This is a genomic window from Pedobacter jeongneungensis (assembly GCF_000633455.1).
GTDB lineage: Bacteria > Bacteroidota > Bacteroidia > Sphingobacteriales > Sphingobacteriaceae > Pedobacter > Pedobacter jeongneungensis_A.
This window is the reverse complement of sequence record NZ_AYMG01000038.1, coordinates 46167-62417: the sequence shown is the minus strand read 5'-3', so window position 1 is coordinate 62417 and position 16251 is coordinate 46167. Positions and strand designations below refer to the sequence as shown.

Below are 16251 nucleotides of genomic sequence, written 5' to 3'. Positions count from 1 at the left end.
ATTTTGCGGTTGGTTTAGCCGCAAAATTAGGATTATATTATCCATAATGGAAAAACCTTGTCAAGGCTTTTTTGGAAAATTAATATGTTCTCAGTTTATTACTCTAATTCTCCCTCAGCAAGCCCTTCAAGCAGCAGATCGAAAGATTCTTTGTTACTTTTAGGTAAAAGCTTTAAAAAAAGAAAATGCATAATGGGAAAACCATTTATATATTCTAGTCTTGGGCCATAATAGCTAAACGTAAATACCCATTTAGGCAATTCTTCACCAAAAGTGACGAAGACCCACTATCACTGAAATATCCAATCAACCATATTGGTTTATCCATCATACCATTTAATCATCAGAAATATTGATTACCCATTTCTTCAGTGTCACTTTCCTCGCTTTCCGTTTAACTTTAATTTTTTTCTTTTTGTCAATGACTTTTGGAATTAACTTTTCTCTTTCTTTTCGTAATTTCATCAACCGACCGAGTTCATCATACTCTGTCATTTTAGTGTCTAGTTCTGCCATTCGCTTTAAATCAGCAATAAATTTATTGCTTATCAGAACCGTTGGTGACCCCCAGTGGGGCAAAGATTTTTTCGAAGATTTTTGCTCCATTTTTTTTGCTCCTAACTCTTTGTTTTTCAGGTAGATATGCTCGGCGATTTCGTTGACTAAAAGTGTTCGATATCGCTCTCCATCGTATTCCATTTTTTCAGGAAAAAGGCAGCTAACTAGGTATCTTTTACCTTCAACGCTGGAATTTTCATAAAACAGATCAAGATCCGTTAAATTTTTAATAGCTCGCTCTGCAATTGGTCTGATGTTCAATGCTGCTTTGTTTTTTGTGGTGAGCTCTGATAATTTAGATTCTACTATAGTGATTTTCTCACTGCACTCGTTTTTGATTGCTCTAAAATCTACAGCATCTATGTCATTATCTAATAGCAAATCCCTTGCTTTCTCAATTTTTTTATTCAGGTCTTGTATTTGCTTAGAATAGGATTTTCGTTCATCCAGGATGGACCCAACTTGATTTTGGTAAGCATCCGCAATAGTCTCGACAAATATCTCCTCGTATCCTTTTCTAGGTAAATAACTCAATAACTCAAGGGCAAAGGCTTCGTTTACCTTTTCTGAACGAAAACGGATACCACATGCTGATGTGCAATGGTAATAGGTGAAGTGTCTTTGTTTTCCTTTCGATGAACTGCCGCTTAGTGATCTGTGACATTTAGGGCATTTTAAGAATCCCCGAAGAACCAGGGCTTCTGGCGTAGAGATGGGCTGACCAAGCTCTCTTTTTCTCCCATTGAGAATATCTTGAATGTTAAAGAACATCGTTTCGCTTATTAATGGTTCATGTAAGCCCTGAGCTAGGAAAGCCTCCTCATTTTTGTATTTCGGAACAATCACCTTTCCACAATATATTGGATTTCTAATAAGTGTGTAGAAGTTGTTTTTGCTGCAATTTAACCCTTTTTCTCTGGCAGAAGATAATATCTGCTCACCGGAATAAGTACCCTCGGCCAACTGGTCGAATACCCACTTAACCAGCGATGCTTCTGGCTGTTTTAAAGCAAGCAGAACCATCATGATGGGACTAAACCGTGACTGGATCAAAAAGCAGGGGGACTTCTTCGTCAAAAGCCCTATCAATTTCCTCACGGCTATCATATGGTACTTAAAGAAATATAAAGACGGTAAATACTGTACTCTTCCGCATGTAATTGAACTTATGCAGGCGGACTACGAGCAGCTTTTTAATGTGCTCGGGAAGGAAGAAGAAATTAAGGTGCTGATTAATCCTTTCATCAGCGCATATCAAAATGAAGCAATGGCGCAGCTGGAGGGCCAGATAGCCTCGGCAAAAATCGGCTTGGCGAGGCTATCCTCGCCGCAGTTATATTATGTTTTAAGCGGAAATGATTTCACGCTGGATGTCAATAACCCGGATGAGCCAAAAATTATCTGCGTAGGTAACAATCCCCAAAAACTCCAGGTTTATGGAGCGGTTCTTTCCCTGTATATTTCCAGAATGATCAAGCTGGTCAATCAGAAGGGGAAGTTGAAAAGTGCATTGATCTTTGATGAATTTCCTACCATATTTTTTAATAATATGGATAGTCTTATAGCCACTGCAAGGAGTAACAAAGTTGCCACAGCTCTTGCCGTACAGGATTTTAGCCAGCTAAAAAAAGATTATGGCGCAGAACAGTCTGAGGTGATTACCGGGATTGTGGGCAACATTATTTCCGGCCAGGTGACGGGAAATACCGCAAAAACTTTAAGCGAGACTTTTGGGAAAATTATGCAGGACCGACAGAGTAAGAGCATCAATAGCAGCGATATCTCGATTTCAAAAAGTATGCAACTGGATTATGCTATCCCTGCTTCCAAAATAGCATCCCTTTCATCCGGTGAATTTGTGGGCATGGTGGCAGATAATCCTGAGGAGAAGATTGCATTAAAAATGTTTCACTGCGAAATCCAGAATGATCACGATGCAATCGCAAAGGAGGAAATGTCATATAAGCCGATACCGATAGTGAAAACGGTTTCTCCTGAAGAGATTAAGGAGAATTATGAAAGTATTAAGGCCCAGGTTGCGGATTTGCTCAAAGCAGAATTGGGTGGAACTGAGGCTAAACAGAATGAAAATGCATCTTACAATACTCACAAGAAAATTTTAAAAGATAAAAAACCGACGAGAAAAGGTCCTAAAAATAAGGAAAGTGCAGGCAACACTGTTTCTTTTTAATAAACAGGTTTTATCATTTCAGTTCCCGGAAAAGACTTTTTTCCTCTTGCTAAACTTTGATTTTGCATAGGTTTGATATTTTCAGAAATAATGGCACGGACCCACCCCTCCGTATATTGCTTTGGAATATCTCATGCCACAAAGAAAATTCTTTGCAACCCATTTTTTAAGATCAATTTTCAGACAACTTGTAATTATTCAATTAATGGCAAGACATCTGCAAGCTGGTCTCCGTACCCCTTAAAGATCAATTGATTTGTAGGTGCAGCATCATCAGAAATTAATGCAGAAAGATGTATTTATTCTTCTTCGGAAAAATAGGATTTTACTATTTTAAAAGAGTCATCGGCTGAATGCTGGTCAAATTTTGGCAGATATGCACCTGCATTATAAGGGATTTTGACGGGCAAATCTGAAATTAAGTTTTGATCAGTCTCACTACTTGTTTACTTAACTTCCACATTTGAAAAACCTTGGAATTTTTCATTAAGATTCTCGTTTAAGAAGTCAAGTATATCTACTGGAAGTTGTTCATGGAATTTTTCTCTGTCAAATCCTGTTGGATCAGTTGAAGGAAGAAAATTTGGATTTTTCATTGTAGCTGGAAAGGGACTCAAAAATGAATAGTGCCCTGCATTTTCAATCTCTTTGAATGTCAATTTTGATTTTTCTGTTATATAGTTTAGCACAATCTCGCCGTTCCATTTCGGCGTAACGGGATCGTGTTCAGCGGTGAGCATAAGAATTGGAATTGCTACTCCGCTTAATGAGTTCATAAACCATCCCGTTCCCGGTGCAAGCAATACTATGGCCTTGACCCTGGAATCTGATGCAACTTTAAGCACCAGCCCGTCCTTTGTTCGTGGAACTCCGCCTGCCAACGCCAGAGCAGTATATCCACCCATTGAATGTCCGATAACCGCAATTCTTCTCCTTGCAATGTTTCTGCTAAACGAATTGTCGGATAGTAAAAAGTCAATTGTCAAACTCACGTGTCTGGGCCGGCTTAAAAGGTTTTCGGTTGTGTGCTCTAATGTGTTATTATTACGGTTATTGCCGTAATGTTCGGGCATTGCTACGATGTAACCATTCTTTGCTAAATGTGTGCTGATTGTCCTGTATAAGAGATGTGAACCCCCGTTACCGTGTGAAATAATTACAAGTGGAAATTGCTCCCCTATAAGTTCCGCATCAGGGCTCACATTTATTGCATAAGGCCCAAACGCGATGGGTCGTGATACCTCATCAGTCGGGTATTGTACTAAAACCGGAAATGAAATGTTTTTCATTTCATCTCTAACAGTCAATTGCCTGCTACCTACAAAAAAATCTTTCATATTTTAAACATTGGTTTTATTGTCTTTCTTGTAGGTGGCCATACTACTGAGAGAAAGTTCGAAATATGGTGATGATGTTCGAACATTAGAACGCATTAAATTAGCTTAGTCACCAAACACAATATAAATTAGTGATGTTGGGTTTGTACATTCGGCCTCTTGCTCAAAACTAACGCTAGTGGCTACATGTGATATTATATTATGCAATTGGAATATGAAAATCTACGATGCATTTATTCTCAGGATGTTCGTTAAAATTGTTGTGAAAAATTTCATATGGATATCGCTCTGCTTTTTTGTAACCATTTTCGTTCATCCAAATAAATAAGCTGTTCCAAGATTTTTCGAATTCTTTTGGTTCAATAACGAAATGTCCGACAATACTTTTCCCCTTTTCGATCGTTGTTAGTTCAACATGTCCATCTGCCTTTATTTCATGACCTGTAAGGATGCCTATACTCATTCTTACTTTGTCTCCATCCGTTATTTTAAAACTGTCATGAAATACCCTGCATATATTACTATTACTTTTTGTAAGTAACTCCCTAGGTGTCGCCCATTTTATAATCCGCTGAAAAGAACCCTCAATTCCATTTGTCCCAATTTGGGTAACATACGCAAAATTCATTTTTGGCATTTCTGTAATTTTAACTTTCGCATTTATTTTCAGCCAATTTTTAAGACTATCAATATTACAAAGGTATTCTTCGGTTATGTAATTAGCTTTACCGTTATTGCTATTCACTTTACTGATCTTGCTAAAACTGTCCAGGTTTGACCTACGAAATTCCGTTGGACTTTGCCCATATATTTTTTTAAATGTCCTGGAAAATGTAGAATCATTTTTAAAGCCATATTTAACGGAAATTTCAGCTATGCTACATTCTTTATCATGCATTAGCATCATTGCTGTCCGCTCAATACGTTTTCGGGTAACATATGAGCTCAGCGTTTCATTTGTAATTGCCTTAAAAATTCTATGTAGGTGAAAGGGAGAATAAAAGGCCATATTTGAAATAGTCTGTAATGAGAGATCAGCGTCTAAATTTTCATCTATGAATGTTAAGATCTTATTTATCCGTTTGATATATTCTTCTTGCATTTTTTATCTGTTAGGTATATCGTAAAATTGTCACCACATAAATATATAATTAAATAAATACAGTGGATATTTCAAAGGAATGCCAAAGGTTCCGTTTTTTAATTCATAAAAGATGGAAAGAATGTTAGAACGTATAGGTAAGTAGAGCATTGATTGTATTTAGTTGAAAGTGACCCCTTTGTTCGGGCCGAACTGGCCACCAATTTGATTACCGGATGATGCACATCTAAGCTCCTTTCCCTCTGAACAAATATACACTTCGGATCCAAATCCATTTTCATCAGGATTTCTCAGTTTAGTCAATCCTACTGCCGGATTTCTCTTCAATTCGGACCTTTCTAAAGATCAAAATCCATTTGCAGGTATCAGCACCTAAAATAATGCCATAATCCCTCCAAAATAGTGAAGCGGCTGTGTCCATCCCGAACCGCAAATATGCTCCCGGGAGCCTTTATCTTATGCAGAATTGAAAAATCATTCCCGAAAGCAAGCCTCAAAAAATAGCTGATCGAAAGATCAGAACGGTCAGTTTGCCGAAACGTCGACATTGAAACGGAAAGATCATAACTACTACTGGTTCCTGATGGGAAAGCTGTCCGCTTTTATATCTGTCATTTACCTTATTGATGGTGAAACTAAAAAGCCGGAACATTGTTACTATTGCGAGCCCATATACTGTTTTTTTTATAAAACAAGTAGGTCTAATATTTAAAAACAACATCATTCCAAATTTAAAATGCGCACTTTAATTATCATGTTCTTTCTGGGACTTTCAGTCCCGACATTTGCACAAACAGGAAAACTTTTTAAGGGAACCCTTAACAATTCCGTAAAAATAACCCTTTATCTACAGGGTTTGGAGGAAGGCACAAATGCCGATCGGGTAGTTGGCGCCTACAAATACAATGATCAAAAGGGATATCTGTTATTGAACGGCTATCGGAACGAAAAGGGCGATATTATTCTGGTGGAACAGGCGACACCAAACTTTTCTGGTGTTTTTTTTGGGTCATTATCCGGGAACCAGATTTTAGGTAGATGGTCCAGCGCTGATCAAAAGATAAGTTACCGCTTTAAACTGTATGGCATTACCACTACACATGAACAACAGCAACAGTTTCAGGATGCTGTTGCATCTAAAGCGCAGGAGTTTGGAAGTTATTAACTGAAAAGGCCCTAGCCGGTTAAGAACATTTATGTCAACATCTGGACAATCAAAAATTACGGTATTTTATATACTGAGCCTGGCTGCTGTATCTGCCCTCATAATTTCTTCTATCGTGATGATCAATCAGAATGGAATGAATCAGCGGTTACAGGGCTTTGTAAACCTGCTTTGGTTGCCATTACTAGTGTTGATATTAGTTGTCGATCGGATATGTATGCGGAAATTCGGATCAAAAAGTGTGAATAAAATTCAGTGGTACATTTTATCTGTACTACTTTTACCCCTTATTCTAAATTTCATCAGACTACGGCTATAAATAAATATGAACTCCACCTTGGTATATTACTTTAACCAATATCATTTGGAGCAATTGAATATCTCGATTATATCTATAACTCATCGATCATCCAAATGCATGTGATCAAGTTATTTAGCTCTAATTATGTAATGTCCAGCAGCTGTTTCAAATGGAAGAATTATTTAATATTGGTTTATTTATAAACTTGTATTAAATTTCCTGTTGACTAAGGTCAGCTCGGAATGCGAACTTTTATATGCATATACTGCTTTATACCCAATACCTGGTTTTTTAAATGGAGCCATAATGAATGTTGATCATTTCGTTTTTCAGATAGTGCTGACGGCCAGCTAGACCAGATAGCATTTCCTTTGCGAGGGTAAATTATCCCCATTTGAGGGCAGCCAATTTATTTTTCTCTGTTATCATTGCAAGGGGATGATGTCGCCATCTTCCAGCTGGGCTATGCGGAAGATCTCTCTGGAGATGACCGCAATATTTTCTTTTAGCTCTTCCAGGCTACAATAGATCATCCCAATAGGAACAGGAAGACCAGCAATATCTTGGGAGAGCTCCATCTGGATAAAGCAGGGATGTACTGGCTCACTTTTTCCTTTTAGCAGGCCAAATATTTCCATTGAGGAAGTTTTGTCCCTGCCGAGACTGAACTTTCCGTAGGCAAGCTTTTTTTCTTCAGATTCAGCGTGGTCGTGATAGCAAATTTGGTTTCCATGTGACTTATTTTTTGCATTATGGCCATATGTTTTCATTTGGGCCTGATGTAAAAAATGCCGCTCTCGCGGCATTTTTTATCTTTGAGCGTTTAGCTGATCTCGATTTGTCTGGATACTGCTTTGGCTTCTTCCTTTTTTGGAAGGGTTAGTTTTAGCACCCCGTCGGTATAGCTGGCCTGGATCCGCTCGATATCTGCGCTTTCGGGCAAAGCGAAGGATCTGGAGAAAGCTGAAAAGCTGTATTCGCGCCTGTTGTATATCTTTCCTTCCGAGCTACTCTCATCTGCACTCTGGGTTGAGATGCTCAGCATATCTCTTTCTACAGAAACTTTGAAGTCGTCTTTTTTAAGGCCCGGAGCGGCCAGCTCAATCTGGTAGGCTTCTGCTGACTCTGAAATGTTCACCGCGGGAACGCTGGCGATGCGGCGTTCCGAGAAAAAAGTGTCGCCTAGCACGGATTCGAAAATGTCATTAAAGCCTGGCAATAATGCGCTGTTTTTCTTTTCTGGATTGAATTTAACCAATGTCATAGTGTGTTCTCCTTTTAATGTTTAAATAAAATGGACTATAAATCAATTAATTTTTTCTCTGGGACTTTTTTATTTACCTGTCCCGCCTAATATATATCAAGTGCTGTGCCATCCAGTTTTATGGGCTTACCGAATATATTTTTCTGAAAATTTTTCATTTTTTCTGAATTTTTTTCAGTTCACGGACTGAAATTTTTTCAGTTTCTTTTAAAATAGTAGGGCTGTACATGCTCTCTCTCGGGGTGCTCTCCCTCGCGATATTACATATTAACTTAGGATCAAAGCTTCGTTCTATAAAATTTTACTAATCTGCTGAGTTTAATACTGAAAGGTTTCCTCGCAAAGTTTATTCAATACTCTCAAAATAAATACGACTGCTCATAGAGCAAGAAAATGGGAGGTGGCTAATTCACCGATGTGCTAAAGTATCATACCAGCACAATTACAAATCTTCTTTCAGATTAGCATCTGTGCTAAATTTTTTCAATCAAACAGCAGTTGCAAACAGTAGTTAGCTGAAGATAAAAAAAATCCATTTTTAATTATTAAAAAATACATTAAATTAGTATTTAAACTACAAAATAATTATTATGAAAAAGACAAATTTAATTATGCTAACTTTTATGGGATTGCTATTGTTCTCACAGGGTTGCAAGAAAACAGACAACGATGCGCAATCAGTTTCAGCGCAACAAAACCCTGCTGGAAAAAATGTGGAATTGAGACAGGGCTATTACATGGGTTCGTTAATCAGTTACGAGCGGATTGACGGTAGAAATATTTTTAATGGCGATATGGTTATTCCGGATGAACAGATTACCACAAAACTCCCGGAAGTTACAACCGAGGGACACGGCCCGGCAGGAGCATACAAGTGGCCAAACCACAAAGTCTCATATAGATTTGCCTCTGGATTCACCACTGCTCAGACAAACACCATCTTAACCGCCATGGCAGATTGGACCGCAAAATCCGGAATTATCTTTGAGGCTGTAACTTCGGGCTATTATCTGACTATACAGCCGGGAAGCGCGAACAATTGCACTGTAGGCTACGTAAGCGGGGCCACTATGAATCTTTCAAATCCAGAAGCAAAAGGCATTGTCGTTCATGAACTGGGGCATGCCATCGGCTTACACCATGAGCAGCTTCGTGCAGATCGCGATTCTTACATCGCTGTAAAATGGGATAATATAACTACATCAGCGCAATCAGGATATAATGAACTCACAGGAATGAATTATGGCGGGACGACTTTTGACATCAGTTCTATTATGCTTTATGGATCATACAATGGATATGGCGCGATAAATAGTAGTCTTCCAACCACGACACGCCTGGATGGTTCCACCTGGATCGATAATTCCTGGAGTGGAACAAAATCACCGTCCACAAAAGATGCCAGTTGGGTGAAAACTATTTACGGTATTTAATGATCTGCAGGCACAGGAGTTTTTCTATTAAAGCGAGATTCATATTTTCCTGTAAACTCTTGTGCCTGATCATCTCACTATTTCATCAATCATCCTGAAAATGTGGGATTAAACCTGTGGTTGCTAGCATGTTCTTAATTATCTTAAAGAAAAGTACTGATAATACTAATCCTTCAATTTTTATCCAAGACAAAATTTGTCTGGAAAAGTAAGTGAAAAATGAATTTTACACATCAATAACCTTTTCAGGCTACGTCATCATTATAATCATTAATCGGCCAAAGTGGGAATTTGAGAAAAGTGTGCACTGATTCTCATTCCAAACTCTACACACGTTTTTTAACATCTGATCTTGATGGTATCTCAAAGACTGACCCAAATAAATCCATTCCAGTCCAATCTGACTTAGTCATTTTCAAAGAGCATTCGTAATGGTTGGAACATTGACACTCCGCTTTATCCATTAGAAGGAAACATTACAGGCATACGGAAAGTAAAGGAAGTCTGCTCCAGGTCGGAAGTTGCCGTTAATTCGCCTCCATGTGCTTTGGCAATTTGAGATGCAATATATAACCCTAAACCTAAACCTTGCTGGCTAGGTGTTTTTGCTTCCCTTGTAAAAGGTTCAAATAAAGTGCTAAGTGTTTCATTTGAAATGGGGGAGCCTCCATTGCTGAACCTAACTTCTAAAATTTCTTTATTGATTTTTGAGCTAATCAGTATGGGCTGGTTTGCTGCCCCATGGGTAATTGCGTTTGCCAGGAGATTAGATAGCATCTGTGCCATCCGGTTAGGATCACAATTTACCGGTTCATTAACATTAAAATCTGTAATCACCCCCCGATCTGGAAAGGAAATGGTCAACTCATTTACGATATGTTCCATGATGGGGTCAAGTGAAACTTTTTCTTTAGATAAGGCGATCCCGCTCCCCATTCTCACCCTTGCAAAGTCCATCACGTTGGCTATTAGTTCCTCCATTCTCTGGGTACTTTTAGCGATTGTACCCACAATGGATTTATCCCGATCAGAAAGTACTGACCGTCCTAATAAAGCTGCGCCGGTCTTTATTGCTCCCAAAGGATTTCGTAGGTCGTGACCTAAAACGGCGATAAACTGTTCTCTTAGTATCGCCATTTCCCTTTCAGTTTTCAATGTGTTTTCCGTGCTTAAGATGGCATTCCGCAAATTATCTTCGTAAACTATACGCTCTTTTGCTCGATAAAAAGTTAACCATATTACATAGGGAAGGCCATTTTCATCTTGTTTGGCGTAACCATTCATTAAAGCTTGCATCTTACCACCACCATCCTGCATTAGTTCTACCGCTACTTCCTCGAATGAACCCTTTAGCGTAAGCATTGGCGAAAGGTGTGTTTCATAAAATATCCTGCTTCCTACAGTTAGTATTGAAGTGATATGCTCACCAATAAGTGCTTCATTGCTCTTGTTAAGCCATTCTTTTATTTTATTGTTTGCACTGGTAATTTTTCCACGAGGGTTAGTTGAAATATAACCGGAAATTGAAGACGCTAAAAAATCCTCCAGATCATGCGCGCTAGTGAAATCTTTCATTTGGGTAAGCTATAAGAATTCTAAAAAATCTTTTATCGCAGCAGTTGTTGCGATTGGGGCACTTAAATGAGGACAGTGGCCGTCTGCCTCAAGGATTACCAGTTGGCTGTCAATCATTTTTTTATGCATAAACTGACCAACTTCAATGGGAGCGATAATATCATTGGAGCATTGGAGAATAAGTGATTGCGTTGGACAGGTTTCCAGATTGCTCCGGCTATCTGTTAGAAATGTTGCCCTAGCGAATTGTCTTGCAATCGCGGGGTCGGTCCGGCAAAAACTATCAGCCAGCTCCTCACTTAATTCCGCGCGGTCCGGGTTGGCCATAATGAGCGGTGCCATTGTCATTGACCAGCCCATGTGGTTCATGTCCAGGGAGGTCAGTAGCTCATCAATTTCTATGCTGCTGAAACCTCCAATGTAGTCATCATCGTTAATATATGATGGCGACGGAGCTACTAATATCAATGCCTTAAATAATTCTGGTGATTTAGTTGCTGCAAGAATGCCCATGATAGCACTTACTGAATGCCCTATAAAAACGACATCCTTCAAATCTAAGGTCCCGATAATTTCCAGAATATCAATTGCATATCCATCAAGTTCCTTATATTTTTCTGTATCATATGCGTTCAAATCCGATCGCCCAGCGCCTACATGGTCAAACAAAATTACCTTGTGGGTTTCTTCAAATGAAGGTGCAACCAGGCGCCACATGTTTTGGTCACAACCGAAACCGTGGGCAAACATCATGGGCGATGTGCCACTTCCCTGCACACTCACATTATTTCTTTTTAACACACTCATTTATTTAATTAACTTCTTTTGTCGCTAAATGATTTACAAAACGAATCAAGTGGTTTTCAAGATAGGCCTGTAAAAATATATTAAATTTTATAAAATAAATTTTGTCCTTTCATAGCGGTTTGTCTGATAGATAAGTGTCAATGGGTAAATAATATTCTAGATTGCATGGATGTACCCGGTGCATCATTAGTTAAAATGAATTGCTTAAAACCTCAAGTTGTATGAGAAAACCTCTGATTGCTAAAAAGAACTTTTCTATCTAACTTTGTGTGGCAAATGCTTGCTATCGACGAACACTTTGTAGCGTATACAGTTGTTCAACAATACTGAACATTAATTATAATGCAGAGTACCAGGTCAAATGGCCTGATGAATCCATCCAATGGATACAGGCGAACGGAACGCCTTATTATGACCAGGAGGGAACGCCAATGAGAATCATTGGGGTCACGCAGCTTATCACAGATAAAAAAAAATACCAGGCTAGAAAGGATGAGTTTCTCTCAGTTGCTAGCCATGAGCTTAAAACGCCGATAACGGTGTTAAAAGCAAACCTGCAACTAATTGATAAGTTGAAATCAAAGATTGGTGATAGCAGAATAGTTAAGCTTCTGGATTCGTGTAATAGGACCATGGAAAAAATAAACGTGATGCTGAATGATCTTTTGGATATCGGAAGATATTCAGATGGCAAGATTACCTTAAATATTACAAAGTTTGATATCAGGGAAATACTATATAATTCAATCCAGCACCTGTCTCCGGAAAAAAAAGATTCTATCAGGATCAATTCTGAACCGATACAGGTCCAGGCAGACAAACTAAGGATTGAGCAGGTCGTTATCAATCTGATCAATAATGCGGTAAAATACGCTCCGGAAAGTAAAGAGATCATTGTCAATACCGAAATTATAGATAATCAGGTTAAAGTATCTGTCTGTGATTTTGGAAAGGGAATTGCAGATGGAAATCTCCACAAGGTGTTTGACCGGTATTGGCAGGAGGAAAAAAAAGAAGACGATACCAAAGGCCTTGGCCTTGGCTTATATATTTGCGCAGATATCATAAAAAAACATGGCGGGCAAATAGGAGTGAAAAGTGAGTTTGGCCCAGGATCTATTTTCTGGTTCAAAATTCCGTTGCAGACCGGCCTGTAATGAATAATTAAATAAATTAAAATTTGTGCTGGGCGATATTGTTAAAAAGCAACTCGTTGTCCATGTTCCGCGAACTTCTTAATAGGTAGATAATTAAAAATTTAAAACAAAGCTAATCTCTGGTGATATAGGGTCAAATGGCTACAGTTTATCCATTTCATCACCGTTTATTTTTTAGTTGCCCCAGCATTTATCAGATTTTTTAAGCTTAAATATAATTTGGATTACCAAAAAATATTTGAATTTAGCATTCCGCTAAACATTTCTTTATTATGATAGGAATTTTAAGTTTAGATTGGTTGATCATGACATTTGAATACCAAGATTTTTTTAGGGAAAATGATTTTTCTGTTACTAAATTTCTAACTTATTGGTAGCTTAGACAAGCCAAACATTTAATCAAACCAATGACAAAAATGATTGAAAACTTGTCTACACATAATGAGCATAACAGACTCTCGACGATAAATCGCTACAAAATTCTGGATACACCCGCGGAGATAGCTTTTAATAATCTGGCAGCCTTGGCCGCTGAAATTTTTGAACTGCCAATATCTGTAATTTCTTTTACGGGTAAAGACGAAGTATTTTATAAAGCTACCGTGGGACTTCCTGGAAGAAATTCGGAGCCCCGTAGTAGCAGCATAATTGGTCAGTTTATACCGAAAGGTGAGGTGAAGGTCATTGATAATTTAGGTGAGCATGCTGATTTCTTTTATAATTTACACGATATAAACTTTATCGCATTGGCACCCTTAATTGTGGCGGACGGTTCAAATTTTGGTAATATTGCTGTAATGGGGAACCGAGCCATCAGATTTAAGGAAAGGGAACGTTTGATGCTGAAACGACTTGCTGAAACTGTTATTGGACTGCTTGAATCACGGCTGATCAACTATGAATTTGAGTCTTTAACAAACGATACTAGGCAAATCAATGCCGCATACAAAATCCTTAACGACGATTATAAATTACTCGGCAATTATAATGATCACATCGCGCAGGCCAACAGTACCTTGGAGGGGGTATTAGATAGTTACGAATTGCTTTTTAAGCATGCCCCGGTCGCTATAGGCATATGCTCTTATCATGATAGGGTTATTTGGCAGGCAAATGATGCATTAACAAATGTGTTTGTAGAGGTTAGTACACCCATTGGTATACCACTTGATAAACTGATCAGCCATATTGATGGCCAGGCGGCATCGGATGTAATTGGCTTCCTGCATGCAGATTCAGATTCCTATCATAAAAAAGGAGCGAAGATTAAAATTCAACACTCAGGTGGGACAAAAAATATATATGTTGATCTTTCCCTTCAATTTGTTGGCAGGATGGGTGATGAGTCCCAGAATATTATGTTTATCCTTGCAGATGTTACGAATCAGGTTGTGCTCAACCAGATCACTCTGGAAGCCAATACCGTATTGATGAATGCGATCGAGGATACTGGAATGGGATACACTATCGTAGAATTGGCTACCGGAAAAATGACGTCTAATAACCAATTCAAGGCAAACTATGGCTACTCCTCCGGGGAACCCTTTAGTTATCCGGATCTGTTTAAAGCCATGTTATCTGATTACAGACAGATTATTAAAAACGCTGTAAGTGACGCAATTATGTGCAATGGGATATATCAGGCAGAGTATGAAGTGAAATGGCGTGATGGATCAGCTCACAGGATCCGGGCATATGGTAAGCCAATGTATGATGCGGATGGGATAGCTACCCACATCATAGGTTTAAATAAAATCATCTCTGGCAATCGGTGATTTATTGGTAGAGCAGACTAGGGATTTGATGGCTGTTCAAAAATAGCTGATCACTGTAGATAGACTTGAATCAAGCCGGAATTCGTTTGGACAAATATGATACTCTCAGCTGTTTTGTTCTGAAATAACTAGTCATTAAAACTGAATAACGATAAGTAAATTCGCGACGAATCATAAAATATAATGAAGCCAATCGTAGTCGCTTATGAATGAACCAGTAAAAATATTTTATATATATGAATTTTCAGGGGAATATATTCAGCAAATAATTAGTGCCCTTTCCTAAACTCCAGCAAGTCCCCCGGCTGGCAGTCCAGGGCCTCACAGATAGATTCCAGGGTGCTAAAGCGTACAGCCTTCGCTTTGCCTGTTTTAAATATGGAAAGGTTGGCAAGTGTTAAATCCACCTTTTGCGCAAGCTCATTAAGCGACATTTTTCGTTTGGCCATCATCACATCGAGGTTTATAATAATCGGCATGAGGTTATACAGTTAAATCGTTTTCAGTCTGGATTTGGATTCCTTTTTTAAAGACTAATGAAATAATAAATAAAATTCCCGCAAGAAAAAGAAATTCTGCTCCGCCGGCAAGATATGGCTGTAAAGTTGGAAGCATTAACCCCTCCCTGATTAACTCGTCGCTGTAAGCGCTGGCCACTATCGCCAATATTCCGATAACCAGGGAGACGAAACTGATATTGATTATCAAAGTCGCCATCCTATCGCTAAAGGGATGATCGAGATTGATTTTCAGGAAGATCTTTATGGCGATAAAAAATAAGAAAGCTTTTGCCGCCCAGCAGAAGATCAGCAATAGCATCAATGTTACATACTGCGATGGGCTATGCTCCAGGAGCTGGCTAAGATCCAATCCCATATAAAGATCTTTGGCAGCGATCCGGCTTTCAGTAAGACTGACAATAAAAGAAACGATAAGCGATCCGGTCTTGATACAAAGACCAATAAATACAATCCAGGTTAACAATTTCATGATTGAAATGATGTTATTTATACTTGCTTTATTTTTCATATCATTTTTGGATTAATCTAAATATTATGCAAATAAAGATAAATATTTATTGATAAACAATAAATATTTATTTTTTTTGAATAAATATTTCTGTTCGATATTTTAGATTTATAGCAATACAACAACAAGCATATGGATATATCAATTAAATCCCTGAGAACTTTTATAGGCGCAAGTGACTACAATATTTCAAGATCGTTTTACACCGATCTCGGTTTCAAAGAAACGTTGATAGAGAAATGGCTATCGCTATTTCAAAAAGAAGATCTTGGCTTTTATCTTCAGGACTACTACAATAAAGAGTGGTTGGAGAATACGATGCTTTTTCTCACCATTGATGATGCGAACAGGGTTTTCAGCAATTTGCAATCGGCTGGACTGGAGTCCAAATATAAAAATGTAAAGGTCTCACCCGTTAAAAAAGAGATTTGGGGAGAAGTATGTTTCGTTCATGATCCCTCTGGCGTACTACTGCATTTTGCCCATCTCTATTAGCTTATACAAACTTCCCATAATTGCTCCCTGCCACAAATCATAGTGCTATGGCTTTGGTGTAA

Annotated in this window: 14 protein-coding genes and 1 pseudogene; 6 read left to right on the top strand and 9 right to left on the bottom strand. The window is 38.4% G+C overall.

Annotation, left to right across the window (positions count from 1 at the left end):
• Nucleotides 1-336 precede the first annotated feature (336 nt).
• Nucleotides 337-1581: a recombinase family protein gene (locus U859_RS0127575; RefSeq protein WP_240183112.1), complete on the bottom strand. Its 1245-nt coding sequence runs from the start codon at nt 1579-1581 to the stop codon at nt 337-339.
• Between U859_RS0127575 and U859_RS0127570 the strand changes: the two are divergent.
• Nucleotides 1565-2749, top strand: a pseudogene (locus U859_RS0127570) (type IV secretory system conjugative DNA transfer family protein); the annotation flags it as partial. The gene U859_RS0127575 and the pseudogene U859_RS0127570 overlap by 17 nt on opposite strands.
• Before the next feature lie 446 nt (nt 2750-3195).
• Here the strand turns inward: U859_RS0127570 and U859_RS0127565 are convergent.
• Together U859_RS0127565 and U859_RS0127560 are read right to left on the bottom strand one after the other, a co-directional pair.
• Nucleotides 3196-4086 carry an alpha/beta hydrolase family protein gene (locus tag U859_RS0127565; RefSeq protein WP_025146450.1) on the bottom strand — a complete coding sequence of 297 codons (891 nt, stop codon included), beginning with the start codon at nt 4084-4086 and terminating at the stop codon, nt 3196-3198.
• 199 nt (nt 4087-4285) lie between these two features.
• Nucleotides 4286-5188 carry a GyrI-like domain-containing protein gene (locus U859_RS0127560; RefSeq protein WP_025146449.1) on the bottom strand — a complete coding sequence of 301 codons (903 nt, stop codon included), beginning with the start codon at nt 5186-5188 and terminating at the stop codon, nt 4286-4288.
• A 736-nt stretch (nt 5189-5924) separates the two neighbouring features.
• Here U859_RS0127560 and U859_RS0127555 point away from each other — a divergent pair.
• Nucleotides 5925-6353, top strand: coding sequence for a hypothetical protein (locus U859_RS0127555; protein ID WP_025146448.1), 429 nt, complete (start codon nt 5925-5927; stop codon nt 6351-6353).
• A gap of 726 nt (nt 6354-7079) precedes the next feature.
• Here U859_RS0127555 and U859_RS0127550 read toward each other — a convergent pair.
• Together U859_RS0127550 and U859_RS0127545 are read right to left on the bottom strand one after the other, a co-directional pair.
• Entirely contained in the window at nt 7080-7424 is a 345-nt protein-coding gene (locus U859_RS0127550) for a hypothetical protein (RefSeq protein WP_025146447.1), read from the bottom strand.
• Between the two features lie 53 nt (nt 7425-7477).
• On the bottom strand, nt 7478-7918 hold the full coding sequence (locus tag U859_RS0127545; protein WP_025146446.1) for an Hsp20/alpha crystallin family protein: 441 nt from the start codon (nt 7916-7918) through the stop codon (nt 7478-7480).
• Between the two features lie 590 nt (nt 7919-8508).
• Between U859_RS0127545 and U859_RS0127540 the strand changes: the two genes are divergently transcribed.
• Nucleotides 8509-9351 (top strand): M12 family metallopeptidase, encoded by an 843-nt coding sequence (locus U859_RS0127540; protein WP_025146445.1) that lies wholly within the window; start codon nt 8509-8511, stop codon nt 9349-9351.
• A gap of 456 nt (nt 9352-9807) precedes the next feature.
• Here U859_RS0127540 and U859_RS0127535 read toward each other — a convergent pair whose 3' ends face one another.
• Entirely contained in the window at nt 9808-10926 is a 1119-nt protein-coding gene (locus U859_RS0127535) for a PAS domain-containing sensor histidine kinase (RefSeq protein WP_025146444.1), read from the bottom strand.
• 9 nt (nt 10927-10935) lie between these two features.
• Complete coding sequence (locus tag U859_RS0127530; protein ID WP_025146443.1) at nt 10936-11733, bottom strand: alpha/beta fold hydrolase; 798 nt, start codon at nt 11731-11733, stop codon at nt 10936-10938.
• A 269-nt stretch (nt 11734-12002) separates the two neighbouring features.
• On the opposite strand from U859_RS0127530, the gene U859_RS0127525 reads away from it, so the two are divergent.
• Nucleotides 12003-12890 carry a PAS domain-containing sensor histidine kinase gene (locus U859_RS0127525; RefSeq protein ID WP_025146442.1) on the top strand — a complete coding sequence of 296 codons (888 nt, stop codon included), beginning with the start codon at nt 12003-12005 and terminating at the stop codon, nt 12888-12890.
• A gap of 407 nt (nt 12891-13297) precedes the next feature.
• Nucleotides 13298-14665: a PAS domain-containing protein gene (locus U859_RS0127520; protein WP_025146441.1), complete on the top strand. Its 1368-nt coding sequence runs from the start codon at nt 13298-13300 to the stop codon at nt 14663-14665.
• Between the two features lie 269 nt (nt 14666-14934).
• On the opposite strand, the gene U859_RS0127515 is transcribed toward U859_RS0127520, so the two are convergent.
• The gene (locus tag U859_RS0127515; protein WP_025146440.1) at nt 14935-15144 is read right to left on the bottom strand and encodes a helix-turn-helix domain-containing protein; all 210 of its coding nucleotides are present in this window, start codon (nt 15142-15144) and stop codon (nt 14935-14937) included.
• Nucleotides 15145-15148: 4 nt separating this feature from the next.
• Nucleotides 15149-15694, bottom strand: coding sequence for a DUF2975 domain-containing protein (locus U859_RS0127510; RefSeq protein ID WP_025146439.1), 546 nt, complete (start codon nt 15692-15694; stop codon nt 15149-15151).
• A gap of 132 nt (nt 15695-15826) precedes the next feature.
• On the opposite strand from U859_RS0127510, the gene U859_RS0127505 reads away from it, so the two are divergent.
• A complete protein-coding gene (locus U859_RS0127505; protein ID WP_025146438.1) occupies nt 15827-16189 on the top strand; it encodes a glyoxalase in 363 nt (120 codons plus the stop codon).
• The last annotated feature ends 62 nt before the right edge of the window (nt 16190-16251 follow it).